Annotated in this window: 28 protein-coding genes; 7 read left to right on the top strand and 21 right to left on the bottom strand. The window is 63.4% G+C overall.

Annotated features, from left to right (window positions below; genetic code table 11):
• Positions 1–52 precede the first annotated feature (52 nt).
• Positions 53–1,453: a Do family serine endopeptidase gene (locus tag ACH6CX_RS04880; RefSeq protein WP_232941610.1), complete on the bottom strand. Its 1,401-nt coding sequence runs from the start codon at positions 1,451–1,453 to the stop codon at positions 53–55.
• A 178-nt stretch (positions 1,454–1,631) separates the two neighbouring features.
• Here ACH6CX_RS04880 and mpaA point away from each other — a divergent pair, with 178 nt between their 5' ends.
• Positions 1,632–2,339 carry a murein tripeptide amidase MpaA gene (gene mpaA, locus ACH6CX_RS04875; protein ID WP_232941609.1) on the top strand — a complete coding sequence of 236 codons (708 nt, stop codon included), beginning with the start codon at positions 1,632–1,634 and terminating at the stop codon, positions 2,337–2,339.
• A 41-nt stretch (positions 2,340–2,380) separates the two neighbouring features.
• Here the strand turns inward: mpaA and ycjG are convergent, their stop codons facing one another.
• The 5 genes from ycjG to rpoE form a co-directional block, all read right to left on the bottom strand.
• Positions 2,381–3,325: an L-Ala-D/L-Glu epimerase gene (gene ycjG, locus ACH6CX_RS04870; protein WP_396675013.1), complete on the bottom strand. Its 945-nt coding sequence runs from the start codon at positions 3,323–3,325 to the stop codon at positions 2,381–2,383.
• A 56-nt stretch (positions 3,326–3,381) separates the two neighbouring features.
• The gene (locus ACH6CX_RS04865) at positions 3,382–3,846 is read right to left on the bottom strand and encodes a SoxR reducing system RseC family protein (protein ID WP_232941607.1); all 465 of its coding nucleotides are present in this window, start codon (positions 3,844–3,846) and stop codon (positions 3,382–3,384) included.
• A gap of 4 nt (positions 3,847–3,850) precedes the next feature.
• The gene (locus tag ACH6CX_RS04860) at positions 3,851–4,879 is read right to left on the bottom strand and encodes a MucB/RseB C-terminal domain-containing protein (protein ID WP_396675010.1); all 1,029 of its coding nucleotides are present in this window, start codon (positions 4,877–4,879) and stop codon (positions 3,851–3,853) included.
• On the bottom strand, positions 4,876–5,592 hold the full coding sequence (locus tag ACH6CX_RS04855; protein ID WP_396675008.1) for a sigma-E factor negative regulatory protein: 717 nt from the start codon (positions 5,590–5,592) through the stop codon (positions 4,876–4,878). Before ACH6CX_RS04855 ends, ACH6CX_RS04860 begins: the two co-directional genes overlap by 4 nt.
• Before the next feature lie 170 nt (positions 5,593–5,762).
• The gene (rpoE, locus tag ACH6CX_RS04850; RefSeq protein WP_232941604.1) at positions 5,763–6,377 is read right to left on the bottom strand and encodes an RNA polymerase sigma factor RpoE; all 615 of its coding nucleotides are present in this window, start codon (positions 6,375–6,377) and stop codon (positions 5,763–5,765) included.
• 168 nt (positions 6,378–6,545) lie between these two features.
• Between rpoE and nadB the strand changes: the two genes are divergently transcribed.
• Positions 6,546–8,162: an L-aspartate oxidase gene (gene nadB, locus ACH6CX_RS04845; RefSeq protein WP_237063808.1), complete on the top strand. Its 1,617-nt coding sequence runs from the start codon at positions 6,546–6,548 to the stop codon at positions 8,160–8,162.
• Positions 8,163–8,197: 35 nt separating this feature from the next.
• On the opposite strand, the gene ACH6CX_RS04840 is transcribed toward nadB, so the two are convergent.
• Together ACH6CX_RS04840 and ACH6CX_RS04835 are read right to left on the bottom strand one after the other, a co-directional pair.
• Positions 8,198–8,650, bottom strand: coding sequence for a protein YgfX (locus tag ACH6CX_RS04840; RefSeq protein ID WP_396675006.1), 453 nt, complete (start codon positions 8,648–8,650; stop codon positions 8,198–8,200).
• On the bottom strand, positions 8,625–8,870 hold the full coding sequence (locus tag ACH6CX_RS04835) for a succinate dehydrogenase assembly factor 2 (RefSeq protein WP_232941601.1): 246 nt from the start codon (positions 8,868–8,870) through the stop codon (positions 8,625–8,627). Before ACH6CX_RS04835 ends, ACH6CX_RS04840 begins: the two co-directional genes overlap by 26 nt.
• Positions 8,871–9,030: 160 nt before the next feature.
• On the opposite strand from ACH6CX_RS04835, the gene ACH6CX_RS04830 reads away from it, so the two are divergent.
• Positions 9,031–10,059 (top strand): YgfZ/GcvT domain-containing protein, encoded by a 1,029-nt coding sequence (locus ACH6CX_RS04830; RefSeq protein WP_396675003.1) that lies wholly within the window; start codon positions 9,031–9,033, stop codon positions 10,057–10,059.
• 27 nt (positions 10,060–10,086) lie between these two features.
• On the opposite strand, the gene ung is transcribed toward ACH6CX_RS04830, so the two are convergent.
• From ung to ACH6CX_RS04805, 5 genes are all read right to left on the bottom strand, one after another.
• The gene (gene ung, locus ACH6CX_RS04825; RefSeq protein ID WP_232941599.1) at positions 10,087–10,809 is read right to left on the bottom strand and encodes a uracil-DNA glycosylase; all 723 of its coding nucleotides are present in this window, start codon (positions 10,807–10,809) and stop codon (positions 10,087–10,089) included.
• Positions 10,810–10,876: 67 nt separating this feature from the next.
• Entirely contained in the window at positions 10,877–11,467 is a 591-nt protein-coding gene (locus ACH6CX_RS04820; protein ID WP_232941598.1) for a uracil-DNA glycosylase family protein, read from the bottom strand.
• Positions 11,464–12,489, bottom strand: coding sequence for an esterase-like activity of phytase family protein (locus ACH6CX_RS04815; protein ID WP_237063816.1), 1,026 nt, complete (start codon positions 12,487–12,489; stop codon positions 11,464–11,466). Before ACH6CX_RS04815 ends, ACH6CX_RS04820 begins: the two co-directional genes overlap by 4 nt.
• 38 nt (positions 12,490–12,527) lie before the next feature.
• Entirely contained in the window at positions 12,528–13,010 is a 483-nt protein-coding gene (locus ACH6CX_RS04810; RefSeq protein ID WP_232941596.1) for a YajQ family cyclic di-GMP-binding protein, read from the bottom strand.
• Between the two features lie 13 nt (positions 13,011–13,023).
• The gene (locus ACH6CX_RS04805; protein WP_334078497.1) at positions 13,024–13,560 is read right to left on the bottom strand and encodes a YaeQ family protein; all 537 of its coding nucleotides are present in this window, start codon (positions 13,558–13,560) and stop codon (positions 13,024–13,026) included.
• A gap of 87 nt (positions 13,561–13,647) precedes the next feature.
• Here ACH6CX_RS04805 and ACH6CX_RS04800 point away from each other — a divergent pair, with 87 nt between their 5' ends.
• From ACH6CX_RS04800 to ACH6CX_RS04785, 4 genes are read left to right on the top strand one after another with little or no spacing between them, the layout of a single operon-like run.
• The gene (locus tag ACH6CX_RS04800) at positions 13,648–14,307 is read left to right on the top strand and encodes a LemA family protein (protein WP_232941594.1); all 660 of its coding nucleotides are present in this window, start codon (positions 13,648–13,650) and stop codon (positions 14,305–14,307) included.
• Positions 14,308–14,326: 19 nt separating this feature from the next.
• On the top strand, positions 14,327–15,076 hold the full coding sequence (locus tag ACH6CX_RS04795; protein WP_396675000.1) for a TPM domain-containing protein: 750 nt from the start codon (positions 14,327–14,329) through the stop codon (positions 15,074–15,076).
• Complete coding sequence (locus tag ACH6CX_RS04790; RefSeq protein WP_232941592.1) at positions 15,076–15,687, top strand: TPM domain-containing protein; 612 nt, start codon at positions 15,076–15,078, stop codon at positions 15,685–15,687. The genes ACH6CX_RS04795 and ACH6CX_RS04790 overlap by 1 nt, the downstream gene beginning before the upstream one ends.
• A gap of 40 nt (positions 15,688–15,727) precedes the next feature.
• The gene (locus tag ACH6CX_RS04785) at positions 15,728–16,585 is read left to right on the top strand and encodes a PDZ domain-containing protein (RefSeq protein WP_232941591.1); all 858 of its coding nucleotides are present in this window, start codon (positions 15,728–15,730) and stop codon (positions 16,583–16,585) included.
• Between the two features lie 74 nt (positions 16,586–16,659).
• Here the strand turns inward: ACH6CX_RS04785 and lysS are convergent, their stop codons facing one another.
• The 8 genes from lysS to thrC all read right to left on the bottom strand — a co-directional run bounded on the left by lysS (position 16,660) and on the right by thrC (position 25,208).
• Positions 16,660–18,147: a lysine--tRNA ligase gene (gene lysS, locus ACH6CX_RS04780; protein WP_232941590.1), complete on the bottom strand. Its 1,488-nt coding sequence runs from the start codon at positions 18,145–18,147 to the stop codon at positions 16,660–16,662.
• Positions 18,148–18,287: 140 nt separating this feature from the next.
• Positions 18,288–19,383, bottom strand: a protein-coding gene (gene prfB / locus ACH6CX_RS04775) for a peptide chain release factor 2 (protein ID WP_232941589.1) whose coding sequence is annotated in 2 segments (ribosomal slippage) — positions 18,288–19,310 and positions 19,312–19,383 — 1,095 coding nt in all. Because the reading frame shifts where the segments join, the coding sequence is not laid out codon by codon here.
• 79 nt (positions 19,384–19,462) lie between these two features.
• Positions 19,463–19,858, bottom strand: coding sequence for a MerR family DNA-binding protein (locus ACH6CX_RS04770; RefSeq protein WP_232941588.1), 396 nt, complete (start codon positions 19,856–19,858; stop codon positions 19,463–19,465).
• Between the two features lie 59 nt (positions 19,859–19,917).
• Complete coding sequence (locus ACH6CX_RS04765) at positions 19,918–20,376, bottom strand: hypothetical protein (protein ID WP_237063821.1); 459 nt, start codon at positions 20,374–20,376, stop codon at positions 19,918–19,920.
• A gap of 75 nt (positions 20,377–20,451) precedes the next feature.
• A complete protein-coding gene (locus ACH6CX_RS04760) occupies positions 20,452–21,087 on the bottom strand; it encodes a LysE family translocator (RefSeq protein WP_334078494.1) in 636 nt (211 codons plus the stop codon).
• 2 nt (positions 21,088–21,089) lie between these two features.
• Positions 21,090–22,001, bottom strand: coding sequence for a DMT family transporter (locus tag ACH6CX_RS04755; RefSeq protein WP_232941585.1), 912 nt, complete (start codon positions 21,999–22,001; stop codon positions 21,090–21,092).
• A gap of 64 nt (positions 22,002–22,065) precedes the next feature.
• A complete protein-coding gene (gene recJ / locus ACH6CX_RS04750; RefSeq protein ID WP_396674995.1) occupies positions 22,066–23,793 on the bottom strand; it encodes a single-stranded-DNA-specific exonuclease RecJ in 1,728 nt (575 codons plus the stop codon).
• Between the two features lie 26 nt (positions 23,794–23,819).
• On the bottom strand, positions 23,820–25,208 hold the full coding sequence (thrC, locus tag ACH6CX_RS04745) for a threonine synthase (RefSeq protein WP_232941583.1): 1,389 nt from the start codon (positions 25,206–25,208) through the stop codon (positions 23,820–23,822).
• Positions 25,209–25,362 lie beyond the last annotated feature (154 nt).

Raw genomic sequence — 25,362 nt, 5'->3', positions numbered from 1 at the left:
CCGGCAGCAATACCGGGGCCTGCAACCCGCCGGCCCCGGGACCCCGCGCGGGTCAGTCCTCTTCGATCTGGATGGTGCGGAAAGTGGGCTGCCCGCCGCGGAAAAAGCGAATCGGCAGCAACTCGTCACCCGGCAGGTCCTTGACCACGCGGCGGTAATCGTCCAGGTCATTGACCTCGTCGAAGCCCAGCTGGGCGATGATATCGCCGCTGCGCAGTCCCGCCTTGGCCCCGGCCTTGCCCGGAACAACCTCTTTCACCATCACCCCGGACTCAACCCCCAGGCGCTGCTTCAGCGCGTCGGGAATCTCGTCAACCATCAACCCCAGGCGGCCGCCGGCATCGGTACTGGGGCTGACCGCAGCCTGCTGGCGCTGCTGGTCGTCACCCTCGAGAGCGCCGACCACCACGCCCAGGCGCTTGACCTTGCCTTTGCGCATCAGCTCGACGGTTACCTCCTCGCCCGGGCGGGTCTGGCCAACCACGTGCGGCAGGTCACCGGAGACATCGATACGCTCGCCGTCGAAGTGGGTAATGATGTCACCGGCCATAATGCCGGCTTCAGCAGCCGGGGCACCAGCCTCAACCTGTGCCACCAGGGCGCCGCTGGGACGGCGCAGCCCCATTGCCTGGGCCATGTTGCGGTCCACATCCTGGATGCCCACGCCCAGCCAGCCGCGGTCCACGCGCCCCTTATCTTTCAGCTGGGCGACCACATCGCGGGCCAGGTCTGCCGGGATTGCAAAGGACAGGCCGATAGAGCCACCACTGCGAGTATAAATCTGCGAGTTAATGCCCACTACCTCGCCCTTCAGGTTGAACAGCGGGCCACCGGAGTTACCGGGGTTAATGGCCACATCGGTCTGGATAAACGGTACATAGTTCTCGCGGCTCTCATTGGGGATGCTGCGCCCCATGGCGCTGACGATCCCGGCGCTGGCCGAGTAGTCGAGGCCGAACGGCGAGCCGATCGCAACCACCCACTCACCCACTTTCAGGTCCTCGGATTCCCCCCAGCTGATAGCCGGCAGGTCATCGGCATCCACTTTCAGCAGTGCCAGGTCGGAACTCGGATCGGTGCCGATCACCTGTGCCTCGAACTCGCGCCGGTCGGTGAGGGTCACCAGGACCTGGTCGGCGCCGTCAACCACGTGGTTGTTGGTAACCACATAGCCATCTTCCGAAATGATGAAGCCGGAGCCCATGCTGGCCACCGGGCGCTGCTCGCGGCGGCGTGGCTCCAGCAGGTGACGGAAGATATCCGGGATATCCTGCCGGTACTGCGGCGGGCCCCCGCGGCTGGCCTGGCGGGTGGTCTCCATGGTGTTGATTTTCACCACCGCCGGGGAGTTTTTCTCGATCAGGTCGGTCAGATCCGGCAAGCCGCGCGCACATGCGGCTGTCGAGATCATCAGGCTAAGGATGAAAAGGAACTGCGTACAGCGTTTAACCATCGGTTTGTTACCCCTAGTTATCCCTTCTAATATGAAAACAATGACTGTCTGTTCGTCCCGGGTACCGTCCCAGCCCTAGATAGGGTCAGGGAAGTCGGTATTCAACGGGTCCGGCTTACAGTGTTAGTGGCAAGCCTACGCCTAAAGTTCTGGCGCCGACTGTAAATCAGTGTAAAGAATGATCAATTTACGCCCCCGCACCCAGCGCGGCAAGTTCGACCATCCCCGCCAGGCCTATGGCGAATCCCGCCTGGGCAGCCCCCTGCTGTATTTCCCGGCCCAGGTCCCGGAGGGCGCTGACCGGCCAGGCATGGTGATGGCGGGCACCCACGGTGACGAAGTCGCCGCGGTGGTGGCCCTGTCCTGCGCCCTGCGCGCCATCCCCGCTGCGGCGCTGCGGCACCACGTGATCCTCGCGGTCAACCCCGATGGCTGCCAGCTGGGCCAGCGCTGCAATGCTGCAGGAGTGGACCTGAATCGCAATTTCGCCACCAGCAACTGGCAGGCAGAGGACACGGTCTACCGCTGGAACAGTGCCGCGGACGAGCGCGACGTGCTCCTCAGCACCGGCGACAGCGCCGGTTCGGAGCCCGAAACCCGCGCCCTGTGCGAGTTGATCGACCGGCTGCAACCCTCCTGGCTAGTGACCATTCACGAACCGCTGGCCTGTGTCGAGGACCCGGCCTCCAGCACCCTGGGACAGTGGCTGGCCAGCGCCCTGCGCCTGCCCCTGGTGGCCGATGTGGGCTACCTGACCCCCGGCTCCTTCGGCACCTGGTGTGCCGAACGGGACCTGCCCTGCATTACCGTGGAATTCCCGCCGGTTTCGGCCGACGCCGCCAGTGAGGATTACCTGCAGGCCCTGATCGACCTGATCACGCGCTGAGCCGCGGTGCTGGTGTCAGTACTCGCTACCAGGTTGCCTTATTACCAGTAGACACGCCCCGCTTCAAAGCGCAGCGGCGGTTGCACATCCCGCGCCAGCCAGGTGGGACCGTCCAGGTCGCGCAACTTCACCAGCTCGCCCAGTGGCCAGGCGGCGCGTATGGCCCTGGATGTGCACAGCATGCAGCCCAGCATCAGGGCAAACCCCTGCGCCCTGGCCTCATCCGCCAGGGCCAGTGCCTCGGTGATACCGCCGGTCTTGTCCAGCTTGATATTGACCATTTCGTAGAGCCCCTGCAGCCGGGGCAGGTCTTCGCGGGTGTGGCAGCTCTCGTCGGCGCAGATCGGCAGCGGATGGGGGAATGAGGACAGGAAGCTGTCATCATCGGCGGGCAGCGGCTGCTCCAGCATGGCCACCCCGAGACCGGCAAGCATCTGGCAGCGCTCCACCAGCGTCGCGCGCTGCCAGGATTCATTGGCATCGATCACCAGTTGGGTCTCCGGTGCCGCGGCCCGCACTGCGCGCACCCGGGCCTCCACGCTGCTGTCATCCAGCTTGAGCTTGAGGGTTTCCACCCCTCGGGCCGCCTGCTCCGCCGCAGCCTCTGCCATGGCCCGCGGCGTATCTATAACCAGGGTCTGGACGGTGGCCAGCGACCCGGGACCGTGCTGGCCGGCCTGGTCGCGACGGCGCTCCCAGTCCATCAGGGCACAATCCACTGCATTGCGGGCGGCGCCGGCGGGCATCTGTGCCTGCAACGCAACGCGGTCCAGCCCGTCCTCCACCGCCGGCAGTATCGACCGCACCTGGGCCAGCACCGTCTCGACACTCTCGCCGTAGCGGGGATAAGGCGTGCACTCGCCGACACCGGTGACCGAGCCGTCCGATACTTCCACCACCACGACCGCTGCCTCGGTTCGCGCACCACGGGAGATCACAAAGGATGTGCGCAGGGGCCACTGCTCGGCATAACAACGGGCATGCATAAGGGTTTCCCGAAACGTCAGACCCTAAGAGTTTAGTTCGGGGACAGCCTGCGCGGTCAGGCGGGAGAGGGGTGGGACGGACTCGCGGACTCGAGCCGCAACAGCACCGGGGCATAGAAGGGATTGGAAGCATGGCGGCGGCTGTACCAGCGCACCACGCCGGCCCCGGCCAGCAGGCCCGCCACGGCACCACTGATGGCACCGATTTCTCCGCCGAGCGCCTCGCCCAGCATCGCCGCCAGCATCAGCGCAACGAGGGGCACCAGGTACACAACCAGCGCACCGGTACTCAGGGCGCGCTCTGGAATGCCGATGACCGCGGTGTCGTTGAGGGAGATGCGGTCCTGGTCCCAGCTGTTCAGCGCCACCCTGATACGGGTGGATTTGGAAAGGTAGTCACCCAGCGCACCGGTACCGCAGCCGGACCTGGCTGCGCACCCGCCGCAGGCACTGCGCTGGATGGTCTCCACCCAGATAGCGCCGGATTCGATTGCCACCACGCGGCCACGCTCTTCGTGCATGCTCTCAGGAGCCCGCTTCCATCGCCACGGAGCGCGCCAGGCGCTGCGCGGTGGCATCGGGGATCTCACCGACAACGGTAACGGTGTAATTGGTGCCGTCCACCTCGACGCGGTCCATATAGGCCACAGTGGCCCCGCGGATTGCCCGCCCCTTGTACTCCAGTTCCGGGCCCAGGCGCTGCACAAATACCGTGAACACGCTCAGGCCATCGCTGAATACCAGCATGTCGCCATCGGCCAGGGTGCGCACCGCTACCCGCTGGTAGCCGTCGGGCAGCCAGCCCAGCTGCCAGCGGGTCTGGGCGGATTCACACGCATGGCGATTATCTATGCGTCGCGTATTGGGGGATCCGGGCTGCAGGTTGGCGTCGCTGATCGGGGACAGGTCCAGCTGCACAAACTGGTAGCGCTCCAGTACCTTGCCCTGGGCGCCCACAAGCATGGACTTGAGCGGCAGGCCGGTTTCCCGGTCGAGATTGAGCAATACCCCGAGGCGGTGCTGGTCGCGCGGACGCGCCTCGATCACAACCGTATCGCGATCGGCAATACGCTCGCCGCCGCGCAGGACAAAGTGGTAACTGCCCGCCCGCTGGCCGTCGATAGAGGTCCACTGGCTGGCCCGTCCAAACGGGCTCACCACCCGGTTACAGGCAGATGTGGTGCCGTGACTGATCAGTTCCCTGGGTTCGCCGCTCAGGTAGCGGACCCGCTCCACCTGCTCGCCATCGCGAACGGCGTGGAAGACCTGCAATGTTTCCAGCAGGCCCTGGTGCTCAAACGTCACCAGGCCACTGTATTCCAGGTTGCTCACTGCATCGGAGAGCTTGCCCAGCCAGTAATCGATGCTGTCGGCCTGCGCCGGGGGCTCCTGCCCGGTTGGTGGCACCACCGCCTGCGGCTGCTGCGCGCCGGTGGGATTGTCCGCCGGTTCTGCAGGCACGGGCTGCTGCGCGAAAACTGCCGGGGCCATCAACAGCAAAGCCAACAGCATGCTGTTGGCTTTGTAGTGCGGGATAAATCGCGATTCGGTCACTGTCCGTCCTGCTCTCCGTAGGTGGCGCGCGCAAACGGCACCATGCCCTGGGTGCTGACATGGCCCGCCTGCTGTGAATGCTGGATCATCACCCGGTTCAGGTGACGAATCAGCTCCGCGGGCGGCGCCTGCTGGATCACGCCCTGCACCGGGACACCCGATTGCCGTTCGGGCACCAGGCGCGGGCCGGCAGTGCTGACCGAACGGGTTGTCGGTGCGGGCACGTAGAAACCACTGGGCTGCGGTGCCGACTGCTGGACCGGCTGCTGCACCGGTCGCGCCGGCTCGGCTGCCAGCTGTGGGGCACCAGTTTCATTACCTGTCACCCCGGGCTGGGGCTGCGACAGCTGCTGCACCCCCAGAATGGCTGCGAAAGCCACAGTGGCGGCGACAGCACCGCGGGACAGGGTCCGCATCCAGGGGGAACGGGTACCGTCGTTGGCAGCCGAAGGACTCTCCCCGGCCTGCACATCCAGGGGTGCCTCAGCTTCAATCGCCGCGGAAATGCCGGCTGCGAGCCCCGGTATTGCCGGTGACACCTGCTCGCGCCGCATCACACTGGCCGCCAACTGGTAGCGGGACCAGCGCTCGGCCAGCTCACCCTCGGCGCCGCCGTGCTTCAGCAGGCGCTGCAGCTCCAGCTCCGTGGCCTCGCCATCCATCAGCGCAGACAGCGATTCATTCAGCCGATCCTGATGACTCCCGTGGGACATACGGGCAACCCCTCTCTAAAACAATTGATGAACCGGCGCAGAGACCCGCGCCACGGCAAAATTGCCAGTTCCAGCAGATACCACTTGCCGGTCATTCTCTCAGACATGCCGGGCGGGGAATTGTTTCACCACCGCAGCAAAAATTCTCCAGCGTCCCGGTCTTGCGGGACCTAGCCGCGATCCCCCATGGGCTCGGGCTCACCGGCCATTACCGCCTTGACCGTGCGGTCAATCGCCTCCCTGGCGCGGAAGATGCGCGAGCGCACGGTACCCACGGGGCAACCCATGACCTCGGCGATATCCTCGTAGCTCAGGCCCTCCATCTCGCGCAGCGTCACGGCCGAGCGCAGGTCTTCAGGAAGTGCCTGGATCGCCTGGTGCACGGCCTGCTCGAGCTGGTCGCGGAACAACTGGTTTTCCGGTGTCTCATTGTCCCGCAGCATGTCGGCCCCGGAATAAAACTCCGCATCTTCCAGGTCCACGTCTGAGGACGGCGGGCGACGCCCGCGGGACACCAGGTGATTCTTGGCCGTATTGATCGCGATGCGATACATCCAGGTATAGAAGGCACTTTCCCCACGGAAATTGGCCAGTGCACGGTAGGCCTTGATAAAAGCCTCCTGCACCACGTCCTGAACCTCGCTGTGATCCTTGATGAAACGGCTCACCACGGCAACGATCTTGTGCTGGTATTTCAACACCAGCAGGTCGAAGGCGCGCTTGTCGCCCTTCTGCACCCGCTCTACCAGCTGGCGGTCACTTGGTGACGCCTGTTGCGCTGTCATCCCCTACTCCCAAATACAGCCACACCGCGTGCGGCCTCCCAGATGGGTCTGGAGCTGGCAACGCAGGTATTTATTCTGTGATGTTGAAGACACTGGCGGTAGGACATAAGTTCCGGGCCAAATCGACGAATTGAAAGTTGGCGCTATACTACGCGACCCCACTGGACAATGAAAATTATGAGTGCAAAGGCAAATTACGACGTCCTGGTCATTGGCAGCGGTGCTGCCGGGCTGACCCTGGCGCTGCACCTGTCGGCCCGTTACCGGGTGGCGCTGCTATCCAAGCAGCGACTGCGGGACGGCTCCACCTGGTTCGCGCAGGGCGGCATCGCCGCGGTGCTCGACAGCGCCGACTCGGTGGAGTCCCATATCGCTGATACCTTAGATGCGGGCGCCGGCCTCTGCCACCCGGATGCGGTGCGCCACACAGTGGAAAACGGCGCCGCAGCGATCCAGTGGCTGATTGACCAGGGGGTCGACTTCACCCGCGAGGACCAGGATTACCACCTCACCAAGGAGGGTGGCCACAGCCACCGGCGCATCATCCACAGTGCCGATGCCACCGGCCGGGCGGTGCACAGCACCCTGATCGAGCGGGTGCGTGCAGCCGCCAACATCGACTGTTTCGAGCAGCACGTCGCGCTGGACCTGATCCGCCAGCCCGATGCCGCCAAGGGCCGCTTCCGCTGCGCCGGCGCCTACGTACTGGACCGCGAAACCGAGGAAGTGGAACTGTTCCAGGCTCGCGCCGTGGTGCTGGCCACGGGCGGCGCCAGCAAGGCTTACCTCTACACCAGCAACCCCGACGGCGCCAGCGGGGACGGCATTGCCATGGCCTGGCGCGCCGGTTGCCGCGTCGCCAACATGGAATTCAACCAGTTCCACCCCACCTGCCTGTATCACCCCAGGGCCAAGGCCTCGTTGGTGACGGAAGCCCTGCGCGGCGAGGGTGCGCAACTGAAACTGCCCGACGGCCAGCGCTTTATGCACCGCTTCGACAAGCGCGGCGAACTGGCGCCCCGGGACATCGTCGCCCGCGCCATCGACCACGAAATGAAGCGCCTGGGTGCCGACTGCCTCTACCTGGATATCTCCCACAAGGACGCCGACTTTATCCGCGGGCATTTCCCCACTGTTTACAGCAATTGCCTGCAGTACGGCATTGATATCACCAGGGAACCGATCCCGGTGGTCCCCGCAGCCCACTATACCTGCGGCGGTGTGATCGTGGACGAACACGGCCGCACCGACCTGGACCAGCTCTATGCCATCGGCGAAACCACCTTTACCGGCCTGCACGGCGCCAACCGCCTGGCCAGCAATTCCCTGCTGGAGTGCCTGGTATACGGACGCGCCGCGGCACTGCATATCGATGCGCACCTGGACCGCGTAACGCCGCCCCGGGAGGCGGCGCCCTGGGACGCCTCCCGGGTCACCGACTCGGATGAGGATGTGGTTATCTCCCACAACTGGGATGAATTACGCCGCTTTATGTGGGACTACGTGGGCATCGTGCGCACCCGCAAACGCCTGTTGCGAGCGGAACACCGGGTAAGGCTGCTGCAGCAGGAAATCCGTGAGTTCTACGCCAACTACCGTATTACCAGCGACCTGATCGAGCTGCGTAACCTGGCAGTGGTGGCCGAGCTGATCATCCGCTCAGCACTGGACCGCCGCGAGAGCCGCGGGCTGCACTATTCAGTGGACTACCCGCGCCTGCGTGAACTGGCCATGGATACCATCCTGGTGCCGGAGAATTTCGCCGACCAGCGGCAGTTTGTGTAAGTGGCGGGCGCGCCCCCGCCCGCATACCGCCAGTTTCAACGGGAGTACTGCAGTGCCGCCCGCAGGCGCCGCCAGTCATCCGCGCTCATAATGTCGCGGGCCAGCACCAGCCGCAGGCGGCGCCCGCGCGGGTCGCGGCTGTTCACCACTACCACCCAGGACCACAGCACCAGCTCACCGTGCAGAAAGATTTCACCACCCTCAGCACCATCGGGACGCCAGAACCAGCGCCGCTCGCGGGTACTGATGACTCCGCTGGTGGACACGATGCGGTGCCATTCCAGGATGGCGTAGGCCAATACCGGCACTACCAGGGCCAGGGCGATATACCAGGGCAATGGCGCCAGCCACAACAAGAGCAGCCCCTGCAGCAGGGCCGCCGCCAGGATCAAGGTAAGAATACGGGAGGGCGCCACGCTGCAGGATAACCGCGCGTGGCGCTCGGGGACGGGGGAGTGCGGGCTATTCCTGCAGGCCGGTGTTGTCACGGATAATCTGCACAATATGCAGCAACTCCGGATCCTCCGGATCCTCGCGGCGCAGGAACCAGGCAAACAGGTCCTGGTCCTCGCTGTCCAGCAGCTTTACATAACGCTGCTTGTCAGCCTCGTCGAGGGTGTCGTAGACGTTTTCCAGAAACGGCAGCAGTACCAGGTCCAGCTCCAGCATACCGCGGCGGCTGGCCCAAAACAGGCGGTTGCGATCCATACTTCATTCCAACCAGAGAATTTGCGGCAGTATACCTGTAGCGGGCGCCCGAACAGTAGCCCCGGCCACGCCGGGACCCTGCGCTCCCGGTTGAAATCCACCCCGCCAACCCCACATAGTGGTGTCAACACACACCAACCGAGCAGTACAGGGACTCACCATGGACCAGGCACAGTGGCAGGAATACCTCAGCGCACGGGGCGCCGTGTGGGAGGGCAACCAGGCGCACTTCCCCGATACCCCGGCGGACCTGCACCTGGTGGACCTGAGCCCCCTGGGGTCGGTCACCGTCACCGGCCCCGACAGCCAGAAATTCCTGCAGGGCCAGCTTACCTGCGACCTGGTCAACCTGCCCGATAACCACAGTACCCTGGGTGCCCACTGTAATCCCAAGGGGCGCATGATCAGCGCCTTCCGCGCCATCAAGCACTCGCAGGAAGACTTTACCCTGCTGCTGCCCCGGGACCTGGCCCCAATCGGCCGGGACGCCATGGCCAAGTACGCGGTCTTTTTCAAGACCGAACTGGCCGAGGCCGGGGAATCCCGGCGCTGGCTGGGCCTGCAGGGCAAGGGCGCCATCAGGCAGGCTGCGGAGTTGCTGCAGGTCCCGCAACTGGCACCCGGTGAAGCCGCGCACTGCCAGCTGGACGACACCACAATCCTCGCCTGTGCCCTGAATGAGCACCAGCTGGCGCTGGAGGTTCCCGGTGAGTCTGCAGGGGCCCTCTGGGAAAAACTGGCCACGGTCGCCGAAGCGGCAGGTTACTGCCACTGGGTGGCGGAACAGGTGGCGGCAGGAATCCCGCAACTCCACGCCGCCACCAGTGAAATGTTTATCCCGCAGATGTTGAACCTGCACCTGCTGGGCGGGGTGAGTTTCAAGAAAGGCTGTTACACCGGCCAGGAAGTGGTGGCCCGCATGCAGTACCTGGGCGCCGCCAAGCGCCGCATGTACCGGGCGCGCTGCGAGTCCGGCGAACTACCCGCTCCCGGCAGCGATATCGTCACGGGCGACGGCAAGTCCATTGGCAATACTGTCGAGGCCTGCCGCAGTGAAGAAGGCATCGAGCTGCTGGCGGTGCTGACCATTGCCAGGGTCGCCGAGGAGGCCTCGCTCAAACTGGCAGACGGCCGCCAGTTACAGTTGCAGGAACTACCCTACGACGCGGAAGCAGACCCGCTGGCCTGATTCGCATCCAGGCCGGCTATCCCGCAATCAGATTTCAACCGCAACCCGGTGAAGCTCAGCAGCTGCAGGTAACTGCCAGTCGATGGGCGCCTGGCCGTGCTGCTCTAGCCAGGCATTGGCCTGTGAGAATGGCCGGGTACCGAAGAACCCCCGGTGTGCCGACAATGGTGAGGGATGTGGCGCGCGCAGCACCAGGTGTTTATTGCGATCGATAAAGGCCCCCTTTTTCTGCGCGTAACTGCCCCACAGGATAAATACCAACCCCTCGCGCTGCTCTGCCAGGGCGTGGATAGCCGCATCGGTAAACTGCTCCCAGCCGCGCCCCTGGTGGGCACCGGCCTTGCTGTCCTCCACCGTCAGGGTGGCGTTCAGCAATAATACGCCCTGCTCTGCCCACGGCTGCAGGCAACCGTGCTGTGCCCGGGGGATACCCAGGTCGGATTCCAGCTCCTTGTAGATATTCTGTAGTGACGGGGGAATGCGCACGCCCGGCATTACCGAGAAACACAGGCCGTGGGCCTGGCCCGCCCCATGGTAGGGATCCTGCCCCAGGATCACGACCTTTACCCGATCAAACGGTGTTGAGTTGAAGGCATTGAAAATCTGGCCACCAGGTGGGTAGATCTGCTTGCCGGCACTCTTCTCTGTGCGCAGGAACTCCCGCAGCTGGCCCATATAGGGTTTCCGGAACTCACTCTCGAGCACCCGGTGCCAGCTGGGTTCTATCTTTATTTTTTCGGGGGATGTCATGCTGCTTCCTGAAAAATACTATCTTCGTGCTTTTGTCGCGGTGCGCGGGCGAACACCGGGCTCGCCCCTACGGTAAGACCTTCTTTACCTGGCGGCGGAGTTCCGGCACCACTTCTTTCTCGAACCAGGGGCGCTGGCGCAGCCAGAGGGTATTGCGCGGGCTCGGGTGCGGCAATGGGAAATAACCGGCGGGCAGCGCATCGGCGTAGTGCCGCACGTTCTCGGTAATGCTGCCATACCAGTGCGGCAGGTAGTAGCGCTGTGCATACTGGCCCACCAGCAGGGTCAGTTGCAGGTCCGGCAGAAGCTCCAGCAATCGCGCATGCCAGGCGGCAGCGCACTCGGGTCGCGGCGGCAGGTCGCCGCCCTTGCCGCGCCCGGGATAGCAGAACCCCATGGGGATAATGGCGATGCGGGATTCGTCGTAAAAGGTATCGCGGTCGATTGCCAGCCAGTCCCGCAGGCGATCGCCCGAAGGATCATTCCAGGGGATGCCGGTCTCGTGCACCTTAGTGCCCGGTGCCTGGCCGACAATCAACAGGCGCGCCGACTCAGCCGCGCGCAGCACGGGGTTCGGGCCCAGCGGCAGCACGTCCTCGCACAGGCGGCAGGCACGCACCTCGCGCAGCAGGTCCTGCAGGGGGATGCGCCGGCTCATTCGGGTCCGGCTTCCGCCACCACACCCGCCGGGGGATGCGCCAGCTGTAACAGCAAGCCGCGGCGATCATCCGGGGCTGCAACGCGGCCGAGATTGTTATTATCCAGTACCACAAAAATCCCGTCGTCGCGCACAGCCAGGCCCTCGGCCTTGCCGTAATAGGTCTCCCGGTAGATGTACTCCGGCCTTTCCTCAACCGCGCGATAGTTGATGCACCACTGCGCACGCAGGCCGGGCAGTGCGCGGCGGCAAACGGCAAACGCATTCCGCTCCAGGGTGTAAAGGGCCCCGTCATAAATATCGAGCCCGGTCAGGTCTTCCGAACGACCGCGGAAATCCAGGCCAGGCACTCCCGGTACGCGAAAATACTCGACTGTATCCCCGGACAGGTGCACCAGCCCCCGCCCATCCCGCTCCATCGCAATCCAGGTATCTTCGCCGTCCCGCACCAGTCCCTCGCTGGCACCATTGAACTGCAGCATAAAGCCGCGCTCACGGGCGCCATCGGCCCACTGCGGTGGCAGCCAGCGCGCATCACCAGTAGTTGGCAACTGCGCAACACGGTGGTGACGCTCGCTGACCATGTAGATATCGCCACCGCTGCAGCTGATCCCCTCAAAGTCCGCCGCTGTCCCCGACTGGACCAGGTTGAGCAGCGCTGCTTTCCAGCCCTCCCAGCGCCCGGACGGCAAATCCAGCCCGTTGATGCGTCGGTAGGGCTCCAGCTGTGTCGCCGCCGCTGGAACAGCGTTATCTCCCGCTTCACCACTATCTGCATCTGTGCGCGGCCCAGGCCCCATTGCCGGTTGGTCCAGCCGGATCCGGTAAATACCGGTGGAATCCTTGTCTGATACCGCCAGCAATTCCCCGTCACAAAAACTCAGCCCGGAAATATCCAGGCCCGCACTGCCGTCCAGCCACCAGCTGCCGCGCAGCTCCGCAGGAATAACCGGCTGCGCCACAGAAACAGTCACCTGCCCTAAAAAACCTGACAACAGCAGGCCCCGAAGAAACTTCTGCATTTTTTACCTTTATCCCGTTGCCCGGGGGCACGGTATTATCAATCGCGGAAGTTCTCGAATTGCAAGGGTTGTTCCAGCTCTTTCCCACGCAGTGTTGCGATGACCTGCTGCAGATCGTCGCGCTTCTTGCCGGTAACCCTGACCTGGTCGCCCTGGATGGATGCCTGCACCTTGAGCTTCTCATCCTTGATAATCTTTGTGATTTTCTTGGCCAGCTCTTTGTCCAAGCCATTTTTCAGTGTGATCTTGACCTTAACCACCTTGCCGGACTGCTCCGGCTCGCCCACTTCCATGGCGAGGGGATCGATATCACACTTGATCAGCGCGCTGCGGAGCATATCCACCATCTGTGTTACCTGGATATCGGCCTCGGCCCGCACGGTCAGCTCAAAGCCATTCATTTCCACTTCGGCGTCCACGCCCTTGAAGTCAAAGCGGTTACCCACGGTGCGGTTTACCTGGTCGACCGCGTTGGTCAGCTGGTGCTTGTCCACTTCAGAGACAATATCGAAAGAAGGCATAAATACTCCAAAATTATTGCAGTTGCTCCGGGATCACCTCCAGGCTCTCCTCCCCGCTGGCAATCCAGAGGTGGCCATCCTGTATGGTGACGTTCAATTCCATAGTGCGTTGCGCAAGCGACGCCAGTGCTTCGGTCTGGTCAGGGTCCAGCTGATAGACCCGCAGGTTGGAGAATCGTGCCAGGGCCTGCCCATGCTTCTGCCACCATACCCCGGCCGTGCGCCGCCCATAACTGTACACCAATACCTTCCCTGCGCGGTTGCAGGCCTTGCGCACCCGCTCTTCCGCTGGCAGCCCCACCTCGATCCAGTGTTCTATTTCCCCGCTGAGGCCCAACTGCCACAGGTCGGCCTCCTCATCACTGGAGAGGCCACGGGTGAATTCGAGTGAATCGCCGGCATTGTGTGCGAATGCCAGTAAGCGGACCATCATGCGCTCGTCGGTTTCCGATGGGTGGCGGGCGATGGTCAACGGGTAGTCCGCATAGTGATGCCGGTCCAGGTCAGCGACCTGCAGCCGGACTTTGAAAATTGTTGCTTTAAGCGCCATTACTCTCCCCGGCCCCTACCTGTTGCCGTGACTGTGTCACGGGAAGCTATTATTGTCGGGCTCTGGGCATAAACATGGATGATTGGCATGAAACCGATAACTCCCGGCACCCGCTCCTGTTTAAATTCCCGCCCCTGTGTGCGCCCCTGGTCCTGGCCACGCTTTTTGCAGGCACTGTTTGTTTCCTTCTTCGCCATAACGGCGAGCGGGTGCGGCATCAATAATATCCCTACTTACGACGAGCAGGTAAAAGCCGCCTGGGCCCAGGTACAGAATCAGTACCAGCGACGTGCCGACCTTATCCCCAACCTGGTCAAGACCGTAAAAGCCTATGCTGACCAGGAGCGGGAGACTCTGGAGGCAGTCACCGAGGCCCGCGCCCGGGTCAACTCCATGCAGGTTGATGAAAACCTGATCAACGACCCCGCCAAACTCCAGCAGTTCGAGGCGGCACAGGCACAGCTCAGTGGTGCCCTGTCGCGCCTGATGGTGGTGGTCGAGCGCTACCCGGACCTCAAGTCCAACCAGAACTTCCTTACCCTGCAATCACAGCTGGAAGGCACCGAAAACCGCATCAGTGTGGCCCGGCGGGATTATATATCCGCCGTGGAGCGCTACAACCGGGAAATCCGCACCTTTCCGGGACGTATCTGGCACAGCGTGCTCTACAGCGACATGCCGATCCGCGAGACTTTCGAGGCCACTTCGGAAGATGCAGAAAAAGCCCCGGATGTGGATTTCCAGTGACGGAACCTGACCACCGATAATGCACTTTCGCCACCTGCCCCTGCTGTTCAGCCTGCTGGCCTGCCTGTATAGCGTTGCTACATGGGCCCAGCCCGAGTTTCCGATGCTATCCGGGCGGGTTGTGGACCGCGCCAACCTGCTGCGCCAGGACACCGAGTACCAACTCACCGAGCTGATGCAACAGCATGAGAAAGAAACCAGTAACCAGCTGGTGGTGGTAACCATACCGGACCTGCAGGGACTCACCATCGAGGAATATGGTTACCAGCTGGGTCGCGAGTGGAAACTGGGGCAGAAGGACAAGGACAATGGGGCACTGCTGATTGTTGCGCCACAGGAGCGCCAGGTGCGTATCGAGGTGGGCTACGGCCTGGAAGGTGCACTCACCGATGCCCTGTCTTCAAACATCATCCATACCAAAGTACTGCCGAAGTTCCGCTCCGGTGATTTCGATGCTGGTGTCATTGCCGGAGTCGAATCAATGATCGCCGCAATCCGCAACGAATATGTGGCTGAACCCACGGAAACCAGCGGCGACCGTCGCCTGGCGCTGCTGGTGGGCTTTTTCCTGCTGCTGGTGATGCTGCAGCTGTTTGGCGGTGCGGTATTCGGCGCCCCACTGAACAGTGGCCGCTATCGTCGCGGGCGCTACGGCGGCTATTACGGCGGCGGTGGCTTTGGTGGCGGCTTCGGGGGCGGCGGCCTGGGCGGGGGCTTCGGTGGCGGTGGTGGCAGCTTTGGCGGCGGGGGCGCCTCGGGGGGATGGTAATGCTCAACAGTGAATACCGGCGCAAGGTGGCCGAGACAATCAAGGAAGTGGAGTCACGGACCGATGCCGAAGTGGTGACCGTCCTGACCCGCGAAGCCGACAACTACGTCTACATCTCCACCCTGTGGGCCGCATTCCTGGCCCTGGTGCTGGCGCCACTGCTGCAGTTCCTGCCCTGGTGGCTGGAATACCACGAGGCCTTCACTATCCAGTGGATCCTGTTTATCGCCCTGGTGGTGTTGTTCCGCTGGCGCCCCCTGACCATGCGCCTGGTACCGCGCAAGGTGAAATTCTGGCGCGCCGCCAACCTGGCCCGGCGACAGTTCCTGCAGCAGGAATTGCACAGCACTCACGGACGTCTGGGCCTGTTGATCTTTGTCGCCGAGGCCGAACATTACGTGGAGATTCTCGCCGACCGGGGCCTGGCGGAACATATTACCGATGAGAGCTGGCGCGAGATCGTCGAGGAGTTCATCCACGAGATCAAGAAAGGCAAAACCGGCGAAGCGTTTGTACACTGTATTGAGCGGTGCGGCGAACTCCTGCGGGAAGTAGCGCCGGCCACAACGATGAAAAATGAGCTTCCCAATCACCTGGTGATCCTGGACTGAGCACTGACACTGGTCTCCGGGTCACTTCCCGGTACTGACCATGATATTTGCGAGCCGCAGACTGAACCTTGCCCTTCTTGCCCTTCTGGTGGCCATACCCGGCGGCTACCTGGCGATCGCCGCGGGTGCGCCGGACAGTACGGCCGGCGCCCTGGCTGACGGCCGGGCCGGCCGCCTGGCACAAATCTTTACAGGTGACGGGGACCTGGAGTCCCGCGTGGCCAGGCTGGAAGAATCCCTCGCCCGCTCCAATGAAATCCAGTCACAGATGCTGGACCTGGTGGAGGAGCTGCGCCAGCAGCTGGAGGGTGAGGTCGACAACGAGCCCCGCACCCGCCAGGCAGCAATTAGTGAGGGGGATGGGCAGCGGCACAGCAGGCGTCGTGCACACAGCCAGGACTTTCACGAGATGCAGCTGCAACAGCTGGTCGAGGCGGGCATCGATCCCGCACGGGCCGCCCATATTCTCGAGCGGCAGGAACGCTTCCAGTACGAGCACATGAAAATTTCCTACGCCTACCGCCACACCCCCAACAAATCGTCGCCGGAGGCCATGGCCCTGCGCGAGAAGCTGGAATCCTACAGCCACCCCCGCAAGATGCTGGAGCACGAACTGTCAGCGGAGGAATTCGAGCGCTACCTGGAGGCCACCAGCGGCAGCCAGAATATGGAAATCAACGACGTGATCAGCGGCGCCCCGGCCGCCGCAGCCGGCCTGCGCCCCGGCGACCGGATCATCAGCTACAACGGCGAGCGAATTTTCCATATGGGTGACCTGCGCTCGCAGGTCTACAAAGTGGCACCGGGGGAAAACGTGGCGGTGGAAATCCAGCGCCGGGACAGCGGCAGCCGGGAGACCATTTACCTGCCCAGTGGACCGCTGGGCATTCGGGGGTAAAGACAGGCAGAAACAGCCGGGAGCGGAACTCCCGGCGGCGGGCTTGACCGGCAATTGCCGCTCGCGACCTTACGTTACTCCGCGCTGGTTTCCGGGCGCATATGCGGGAACAGCAGCACGTCGCGAATCGACGGGGAATCGGTCAGCAGCATCACCAGGCGGTCGATACCGATACCCTCACCGGCGGTGGGGGGCAGGCCGTATTCCAGCGCACGAATATAGTCCGCGTCGTAATGCATGGCCTCGTCATCGCCGGCATCCTTCTCTGCCACCTGCGCCTTGAAGCGCTCGGCCTGGTCCTCGGCATCATTGAGCTCGGAGAAACCATTGGCAATCTCGCGGCCGCCGACAAAGAATTCGAAACGTTCGGTAACGAACGGGTTCTCGTCGTTGCGGCGCGCCAGCGGCGATACCTCGGTCGGGTATTCCGTGATAAAGGTCGGCTGGTCCAGGCGATGTTCGACGGTCTTCTCGAAGATCTCGATCTGCACCTTGCCCAGGCCCCAGGTGTCCTTCAGCGGGATGCCCAGGTTTTCCGCTACCTTGCGTGCCCCAGCCAGGTTGTCGATATCCGACGGATTGAGGCCCGGGTTATAGCGCAGGATGGAATCGAACACCGACAGGCGCGCGAACGGTTTGGAGAAATCGTAGCTGTTGCCCTGGTACTCAACCGTGGGGGAACCGAGCACGTCCTCGCAGATACCACGCAGCATGCCCTCGGTGAGGTCCATCAGGTCGTTGTAATCGGCGTACGCCTGGTAGAACTCCAGCATGGTGAACTCGGGGTTGTGCCGCGTGGACAGGCCCTCGTTGCGGAAGTTGCGGTTGATCTCGTAGACGCGCTCGAAGCCGCCCACCACCAGCCGCTTCAGGTACAGCTCCGGCGCCACCCGCAGGTACATGTCGATATCCAGCGCATTGTGGTGGGTGATAAACGGCCGCGCGGTGGCGCCGCCCGGGATCACCTGCAGCATCGGCGTTTCCACTTCCATAAAGTGGTTGTCGTTCAGGAAGCGGCGGATATAGTCGATCACCTGCGAGCGGATGCGGAATACGTCGCGGGATTCCGGCGTGGCGATCAGGTCCACGTAACGCTGGCGATAGCGCAGTTCCTGGTCGGCAATGCCATGGAATTTCTCCGGCAGCGGCCGCAGTGCCTTGGTCAGCAGCTGGTAGTCCTCGCAGGTAACGTAGAGGTCGCCCTTGCCGGACTTCTGCAGGGTGCCGCGCACCCCCACGATATCGCCGATATCCCAGGCACCGTAACGCTCCTTGATATCCTTCTGCGCCGTTTTGTCGGCGTACAGCTGGATACGGCCGGATACATCCTGGATCACCATAAACGGGCCGCGCTTGGCCAGGATCCGCCCGGCCACGCATGCGGTCTTGCCCAGCTCCGCCAGCTCTTCCTTGGATTTATCGCCAAACTCGGCCTGCAGGTCAGCGGCCAGGTTTTCGCGGCGGAAGGCATTGGGGAAGGGATTGCCCTTTTCACGCAACGCGGACAGCTTGGCGCGGCGCTCGGCAATCAGTTTGTTCTCGTCTTGCTGGGTATCTGTCATGGCGATTCGTCAATCGTGGCTATTTAAGGGTTTGTTTCCTGTACTGTAGGAGCGGCCCATGGCCGCGATCGGGGCTCAGCGTGTTCCCGCCAGTTCAATCGCGGCCATGGGCCGCTCCTACATCAAGGGATCCGGAAAGTTTACAGGCCGGCCTTGAGGCTCGCCTCGATAAACTGGTCGAGGTCGCCGTCGAGCACCGACTGGCAGTTACTGGTCTGCACACCGGTGCGCAGGTCCTTGATGCGCTGGTCGTCGAGCACATAGGAGCGGATCTGGCTGCCCCAGCCGATATCGGACTTGCTCTCTTCCATTGCCTGCTTCTCGGCATTGCGCTTGAGCATCTCCTGCTCGTACAGGCGGGCCCGCAGCATCTTCCAGGCCTTGTCGCGGTTCTGGTGCTGGGAGCGCTCGCTCTGGCAGGCCACCACGATGCCGGACTCGATATGGGTCAGGCGAACCGCTGAATCAGTCTTGTTGACGTGCTGGCCGCCGGCGCCGGAGGCACGGTAGGTGTCCTCGCGCACCTGGGACTTGTCTACCTCGATCTCGATATTGTCGTCGATCTCCGGCGACACAAATACCGAGCTGAAAGACGTGTGGCGGCGGTTGCCGGAGTCAAATGGGGACTTGCGCACCAGACGGTGTACACCGGTCTCGGTGCGCAGCCAGCCGAAGGCATGGTCGCCCTGGAAATGGATGGTGGCACTCTTGATGCCGGCCACTTCGCCGGCGGAAGCCTCTTCCAGGGTGGTCTTGAACCCGTGGGCCTCGCCCCAGCGCAGGTACATACGCAATAACATCTCGGCCCAGTCCTGGGCCTCGGTGCCCCCGGAGCCGGCCTGGATATCCAGGTAGGCATTGTTGGCATCGGTCTCGCCGGAGAACATGCGGCGGAATTCGAGCACACCCAGTTGTTCCTGCAGGCTCTCGATTTCTTCCGCCACCTCGGCCACGGAATCCTCGTCGCCCTCTTCCGCGGCCATCTCCAGCAACTCGCGGCAGTCGGCAATGCCAGTCTCGAGGTTTTCGATGGTGGTGACCACGGTTTCCAGCGAGGAGCGCTCGCGGCCCAGCTCCTGGGCGCGGCTGGGATCGTCCCAGACGCTGGGCTCGGCCAGCTCCAGTTCGACCTCGGTCAGGCGTTCTTTCTTGTTGGCATAGTCAAAGATACCCCCTAAGAACGCCAGTGCGCTCTTCGAGGTCATTGAGTTTGTTCAGCAGGGGATTGATTTCCATGGATTCCAGAATTCCGAGCCAGTTGAAAGCGGCGCGCATTCTACCGCAGCGCGCCCTGCCCTTGCCAGTGCGCCCCCTGTCAGCGGGCTCCGGGAGCCGCCAGCCCGGCCAGGATTGAACACTCGGGGGAATCGTCTCCCGGGCAGTCCCGCGCCAGCTCCCGCAGGGTCGCGCGCATGTCACGCAGCTGCTCTATCTGCCGTTCCAGCTGCCCCAGCTTGCCCTCGACCATGGCCCGGGCCTCGCGGCTGCGGCGCCGGGGATTGCGATGCAGTGCCAGCAGGTCGCTCACCTCGTCCACCGAGAAACCGGCATTGCGGGCGCGACGGATAAAATGCAGCGCCTCCAGGTCGGCGTCGCTGTAGTCACGGTAACCATTGGCGCAGCGCCCGGGGACCACCAGGCCGCTGGATTCGTAGTAGCGCAGGGCCTTGGTGGTCAGCCCACTCACCTGCGCTGCAGCAGAGATGTTCATCTGGCCTCCCGTCAATCACCGCAAAGTTCCAGGAGGCGCCATTGTACACCGGGCCGGCTTCAGTTGCCGTTACCGTTGCTGGTGCCATTGCCGGGGCAGCTGGCCTGCTGGTACTGGATATTGTCGGCGGGGTCGTATCCCTGCTGGAGGACCGTGTCCAGGGAGGTTTTTTCCACCAGGTGCAGCAGGATATCCCCGGTCTGGCCGCCGCAGACGCTGGCATACATCCGGTCGGTGCGGGTGCCGCAGCGGGATTCCTGGATGTCCACACCGGCGGCCGTGAGGCTGCTGCTGCTCTGTTCCAGGGTTGTCCCGCCGTTCTCGCACTGGCGGTTGCCGCGGGCCCGGAACACCCACACCAGTTCTTCCGCCGGCACGGCTTCCGCCTCGCCGGTTTCCTGCTGGCCATTGCCGCCGTTTTCGGCGGTGGTATCGTCCGGGGTGGGCTTTTCCTCTTCCCGCGGTGCACAGCCAGACGCCAACAGCAGCAGGCTCACAACCAGTATCAGGTTTTTCATGGGCTCTCTTCCTCCTTAAAGTTACTGCCCGCAAGTGGGCGGAATACCGATGCGCCGGACCGCCGGATCGCCGGTTCAGCCGAACGCCAGCCAGCCCCCCACGCCCAGCATCAGGCTGCCGGCAATGCGATTGATCACCGTGACATTTTCACCGCGTTGCAGCAGGCGCCCAAGCGTCTGTCCTCCGCCGGCATAGATGAGCATGCACAGGGTTTCCAACAGCAGAATGATAGCAACCAGCACCGCCAGCTGCGGCGCCAGGGGCAGGCTGTCGTTGATAAACGGGGGCAACAGGGCGATCGTGAAGGCCCACCCCTTGGGATTGGCCACGGCGGTGACAAAGCCCTGGGTCACCAGCGCGCGGCGCGCGGGTATCGGCTTGTCCTCGCTGTCTGCGGGCGCCACCATCACCATCCGGCCACGGGAGCGCCACATCTGCACCCCGACCCAGGCCAGGTAGGCCCCACCCAGGTACTTGAATACGGTAAATGCGGTCGGGTATTTCAGCATCAGGGCGGCGATGCCCAGCACCGCGGACACGGATACCAGCGCCACCCCGGCCAGCTCCCCCAGCATCATCCAGCCGGCGCGACGCACGCCCACGGTCATACCCAGCGTCAGCGCCAGGGTCATGCACATGCCCGGCGTGATGGAGACGATAAAGAATGTCGGCACAAACAGTGCCAGCAGCGACAGGTCGATCAACCCCATAGTCAGTGATGTGTTCCCGTATGGTTGCCATAGTGACTGACCAGCATACCAGCCAGCATCAGGCCACAGCCAAGCAGTTCCCGCACTGAAAGCACCTCATTCAGGAACAGCCAGCCGGCCACCAGCGCGAATACCGCCTCCAGGCTCATGATGACGGTGGCGTGGGAGGGCGCCGCATGGCGCTGGGCCAGCAACTGGAAGGTGAAAGCGATCGCAGTGGAGAAGACCATCATGTAGGCGATCGGCCAGGCGGCGTCCACGGCCGACTGCAGGCTGGGCTGCTCCACCACCAGCGCGGCAACCCCGGAAAGGACACCGCAGACCAGGAACTGGATACAGGCCAGGCGCAGGGCATCGTAGCGACGCACGAAATGATCGGCGGAGAGCACCTGCACCGCAAACACAAACGCGCTGGCAAACACCATCAGGTCGCCAATCAGCTGGGCCTGTTCACTGAAATCAGCCAGCCAGTAGAGCCCCAGCAACGCCAGCCCGATCCCGGCCCAGGTCCAGCGATTGGTGCGATGCCCCAGGGACAGGCCAATGACAGGCACCAGCAACAGGTAGAAGCCGGTGATGAACCCGGCGCGGCCGGCAGTGGTGTACAGCAGGCTGGCCTGCTGCAGGGCCGCCCCCAGGAAGAGCCAGAAACCCAGCACAGCCCCGCCGGGCAGGCAGCGGCGCCAGGTATGATGGACTCGATGACCGCCCTCCTCACCCGGCTGCAGGTCGCGTCGCGACGACAGCCAGTAAACAATCGGGATCAACAGCAGGCCGCCCAGGAAGAAACGCCAGGCATTGAACGCCAGGGGCTCGATATGTGCCATGGCGATTTTCTGTGGCACAAAGGCGAGTCCCCAGAACAGGGCGGCCAGCAGGAGCAGGACTTCAGCCCGGGCTTGCTTGCGATTCATTCAGGTACATCCACAGGGGGCGCGGTCGACGCGGCCCGGTAACTCGATAAAAGACTTGCCGGATTCAGGCCGGCTCCAGGTGGTCCACCAGCAATTGCAGGGACTCGCGGCCGCGATACTCGTTGATATCCAGCTTGAAGGCCAGCCTGATTTTATCCACCGGTTGCGGCCACTGGTCCGTATCCACATTGAAGGCGATGGCATCAACGGCCCGCTGCGGGTCGGATTGCGGCGCCACTGTCATTTTCAGGTGGCGCTCGCCCACGATCCGCTGTTGCAATAGCAGGAATTCGCCGTCGAACAATGGCTCGGGGAATGCCTGGCCCCAGGGGGCACAGTTGCGCAGCATGGCGGCAGTCTGCAGGGTGAAGTCGCCGAGCTGCAATTCGCCGTCGGACTCGATCACCGCATGCAGGCGCGATTCGTCCAGGCGCGAGCGCACTGCCGCCTCGAATGCATCGCGAAAGGCATCCAGCTTTTCCGCCGGCAGGCTGAGCCCGGCCGCCATGGCGTGGCCGCCGAATTTGCTGATCAGGTCCGGGTGGGCCGCCGCCACGTCACTCAGGGCATCGCGGATATGCAGCCCCGGGATCGAGCGTGCCGACCCCTTGACCAGCCCGTTGTCACCCTCGGCGAAGGCAATCACCGGGCGATGGAATTTTTCCTTGATGCGACTGGCCAGGATACCCACCACGCCCTGGTGCCAGCCCGGGTCATAGAGGCACAGGCTCCAGGGAATCTCGCCTTCCAGGTGCAACTTGTCCAGCGCCGCCAGGGCCTCCCGCTGCATCCCCTGCTCGATCGCCTTGCGGTCACGGTTCAGGGCATCGAGTTCCGAAGCCAGCTCGCGCGCCTCTTCCGGGTCCTGCGTCAGCAGGCAGCGGATACCGGTGCCGATGTCATCCAGGCGCCCCGCCGCGTTGATACGCGGGCCGAGGATAAAGCCAATATCGGTGGTGGACAGGCGCCGCTGGTCGCGCCCGGCCACCTGTAGCAGCGCCGCGATACCGGGCCGGCAGTGGCCGGCGCGGATACGCGCGATCCCCTGGTGCACCAGGATACGGTTGTTGTGGTCCAGCGGCACCAGGTCCGCCACGGTGCCCAGGGCCACCAGGTCCAGGTAGTCCGCCATATTGGGTGCTGGAATGCCGCTCTCGGCAAACCAGCCACTGTGTACCAGGGCGGTGCGCAGCCGGCTCAGCAGGTAAAAAATCACCCCCACCCCGGCCAGGCCCTTGCTGGGGAAATCGCATCCGGGCTGGTTCGGGTTGACGATCGCATCCGCCTCGGGCAGCTCACTGCCCGGCAGGTGGTGATCGGTTACGATCACCCGCATACCCGCCGCGCGGGCCGCGGCGACACCATCGATACTGCTGATGCCGTTGTCCACGGTAATCAGCAGGTCGGGCTGGTAGTCCTTCGCCACCTCGACGATTTCCGGCGTCAGGCCGTAGCCGAAATCGAAGCGGTTCGGCACCAGGAACTCCACCGAGGGCGCCCCCATTGCCCCCAGGGCCAGCACGGCAAGGCTGCTCGAGGTGGCTCCGTCGGCGTCGAAGTCGCCCACGATCAGGATCTTCTGCTGTGCGCTCACTGCCTCCACCAGCAGCTCCACCGCCGCCTGCACACCGCGCATGGCGTCCGGCGAGTGCAGGCGTGCCAGGCGGTGCTCCAGGGCATCCTCGCTGGTCACACCGCGCCCCAGCAGCACGCGCTGCAGGATTTCGGGTACGTCAGATGCAAAACGGCCAGTGGAGAGATCCACTGGCCGTCGCTGAATTGTTTTGCTCATTCTGTCTCAGCTGGTTGTCGGTGTATTCATAACGCCGTTGCCATAAACCTGTGGACCTGCTCCAGGTCGTTGGGCAGTACCTTGTAGCGCTCCTCGCGCTCGAACAGGTCCTGCATATGGGCCGGCAGCGGAATCTGTTGCGTCGGCAGCGCCCGGGCAACGGCATCGGGGAATTTTGCCGGATGCGCGGTGGCCAGGCAAACCATCGGCTGCGTATGCGAGCGCCGGGTCCTGCGGGCCGCCTCGAGGCCGATGGCGGTGTGGGGGTCGAGCAGGTAGCCACTGGCCTGGTACACCTCACGGATCACCTCGACGGTGCGGGCATCGTCGACCCGGCAGGAGGAAAACACTTCCCGCGCCCGCGCCAGCGCACCCTCGTCCAGGGACATGGGCGCGCCGCGGTCGGCCAGCAGGTTGGCCACCGACTCGCCGTCGCGCTGGTAGAGGTCGAACAACAGCCGTTCGAAGTTGCTGGACACCATGATGTCCATGCTGGGCGACAGGCTGTGTACCAGCTCCCGGGGTGAATGGTCGTTATCGCTGATGCAACGGTGCAGGATATCGTTGGCATTGGTGGCAATCACCAGCTGATCGATGGGCAGCCCCATCTTGCGGGCCAGGTAACCAGCGAAAATATCACCAAAATTGCCCGTGGGTACCGAGAAATTGACCGTGCGATCCGGCGCACCCAGGTTCAGGGCCGCGTAGAAGTAGTAAACGATCTGGGCCATGATCCGCGCCCAGTTAATGGAGTTAACCGCCACCAGGCGACGGCCGTCGGGCAGGAATGACTGGTCGGCAAAACTCGCCTTGACCATGTTCTGGCAGTCGTCGAAGTTCCCTTCCAGGGCGATGTTGAACACGTTGTCGGACAGCACGGTGGTCATCTGCCGGCGCTGCACTTCGGACACCCGGTTGTGCGGGTGCAGGATAAAAATATCGATATTGTCGCAGTGGCGGCAACCCTCGATGGCGGCCGAGCCGGTATCACCGGAAGTCGCCCCCATGACCACCACCTGCTCGCCCCGTTTTTTCAACAGGTGGTCAAACAGCTGGCCGAGGAACTGCAAGGCAAAATCCTTGAACGCCAGCGTGGGCCCCTGGAACAGTTCCAGTACCCACTCGCTGCTGGCGGTCTGCACCAGTGGCGCCACCGCCTCGTGGCGGAAAGTGCTGTAGGCGCGGTCGATGATGCCCCGCAGCTCATCATCAGCGAGGTCACCATTAGCGAAGGGCTGGATAATCCGGAATGCGAGCTCGGGGTACTCGAGGCCCGCCATCGCACGGATTTCGTCCCGGGAGAATTTTGGCAGGGTTTCCGGCACATACAGGCCGCCATCGCTGGCGAGGCCGGTGAGGACTGTATCGGCAAAGGACAGGGAGGGCGCGCGGCCACGGGTACTGATAAATTTCACGGTTTATTCGGTATTCAATCTTGAGGATTCATTGAAGGAGTGGCGCTGGCGACCCTGTGGCAAACAATTGCCGAAAAGGCTGTTTGCCACAGGGTTGCCAGCGCCACGGCCAGTACGGATCGCGGCCATGGGCCGCTCCCACAGGTACCGGGTT

Origin of the sequence: Microbulbifer sp. JSM ZJ756, assembly GCF_044383805.1 — a bacterium.
Classification (GTDB): domain Bacteria; phylum Pseudomonadota; class Gammaproteobacteria; order Pseudomonadales; family Cellvibrionaceae; genus Microbulbifer; species Microbulbifer zhoushanensis.
This window is presented reverse-complemented; position numbering and strand designations above follow the sequence as displayed.

Bases quoted from the DNA above. Each gene is read 5' to 3' on its own strand.
- ACH6CX_RS04830 (WP_396675003.1), top strand. From the start codon at position 9,031: ATGGACCAGGCACAGTGGCAGGAATACCTCAGCGCACGGGGCGCCGTG.
- ACH6CX_RS04805 (WP_334078497.1), bottom strand. From the start codon at position 13,560: ATGGCGCTTAAAGCAACAATTTTCAAAGTCCGGCTGCAGGTCGCTGAC.
- nadB (WP_237063808.1), top strand. From the start codon at position 6,546: ATGAAAATTATGAGTGCAAAGGCAAATTACGACGTCCTGGTCATTGGC.
- ACH6CX_RS04760 (WP_334078494.1), bottom strand. From the start codon at position 21,087: ATGGGGTTGATCGACCTGTCGCTGCTGGCACTGTTTGTGCCGACATTC.
- rpoE (WP_232941604.1), bottom strand. From the start codon at position 6,377: ATGACAGCGCAACAGGCGTCACCAAGTGACCGCCAGCTGGTAGAGCGG.
- lysS (WP_232941590.1), bottom strand. From the start codon at position 18,147: ATGACAGATACCCAGCAAGACGAGAACAAACTGATTGCCGAGCGCCGC.
- ACH6CX_RS04755 (WP_232941585.1), bottom strand. From the start codon at position 22,001: ATGAATCGCAAGCAAGCCCGGGCTGAAGTCCTGCTCCTGCTGGCCGCC.
- ACH6CX_RS04800 (WP_232941594.1), top strand. From the start codon at position 13,648: ATGAAACCGATAACTCCCGGCACCCGCTCCTGTTTAAATTCCCGCCCC.
- ACH6CX_RS04815 (WP_237063816.1), bottom strand. From the start codon at position 12,489: ATGCAGAAGTTTCTTCGGGGCCTGCTGTTGTCAGGTTTTTTAGGGCAG.
- mpaA (WP_232941609.1), top strand. From the start codon at position 1,632: ATGATCAATTTACGCCCCCGCACCCAGCGCGGCAAGTTCGACCATCCC.
- ACH6CX_RS04785 (WP_232941591.1), top strand. From the start codon at position 15,728: ATGATATTTGCGAGCCGCAGACTGAACCTTGCCCTTCTTGCCCTTCTG.
- ung (WP_232941599.1), bottom strand. From the start codon at position 10,809: ATGACATCCCCCGAAAAAATAAAGATAGAACCCAGCTGGCACCGGGTG.
- ACH6CX_RS04790 (WP_232941592.1), top strand. From the start codon at position 15,076: ATGCTCAACAGTGAATACCGGCGCAAGGTGGCCGAGACAATCAAGGAA.
- ycjG (WP_396675013.1), bottom strand. From the start codon at position 3,325: ATGCATGCCCGTTGTTATGCCGAGCAGTGGCCCCTGCGCACATCCTTT.
- ACH6CX_RS04810 (WP_232941596.1), bottom strand. From the start codon at position 13,010: ATGCCTTCTTTCGATATTGTCTCTGAAGTGGACAAGCACCAGCTGACC.
- ACH6CX_RS04865 (WP_232941607.1), bottom strand. From the start codon at position 3,846: ATGCACGAAGAGCGTGGCCGCGTGGTGGCAATCGAATCCGGCGCTATC.
- ACH6CX_RS04820 (WP_232941598.1), bottom strand. From the start codon at position 11,467: ATGAGCCGGCGCATCCCCCTGCAGGACCTGCTGCGCGAGGTGCGTGCC.
- ACH6CX_RS04835 (WP_232941601.1), bottom strand. From the start codon at position 8,870: ATGGATCGCAACCGCCTGTTTTGGGCCAGCCGCCGCGGTATGCTGGAG.
- ACH6CX_RS04855 (WP_396675008.1), bottom strand. From the start codon at position 5,592: ATGTCCCACGGGAGTCATCAGGATCGGCTGAATGAATCGCTGTCTGCG.
- ACH6CX_RS04765 (WP_237063821.1), bottom strand. From the start codon at position 20,376: ATGAAAAACCTGATACTGGTTGTGAGCCTGCTGCTGTTGGCGTCTGGC.
- recJ (WP_396674995.1), bottom strand. From the start codon at position 23,793: ATGAGCAAAACAATTCAGCGACGGCCAGTGGATCTCTCCACTGGCCGT.
- ACH6CX_RS04795 (WP_396675000.1), top strand. From the start codon at position 14,327: ATGCACTTTCGCCACCTGCCCCTGCTGTTCAGCCTGCTGGCCTGCCTG.
- ACH6CX_RS04880 (WP_232941610.1), bottom strand. From the start codon at position 1,453: ATGGTTAAACGCTGTACGCAGTTCCTTTTCATCCTTAGCCTGATGATC.
- ACH6CX_RS04770 (WP_232941588.1), bottom strand. From the start codon at position 19,858: ATGAACATCTCTGCTGCAGCGCAGGTGAGTGGGCTGACCACCAAGGCC.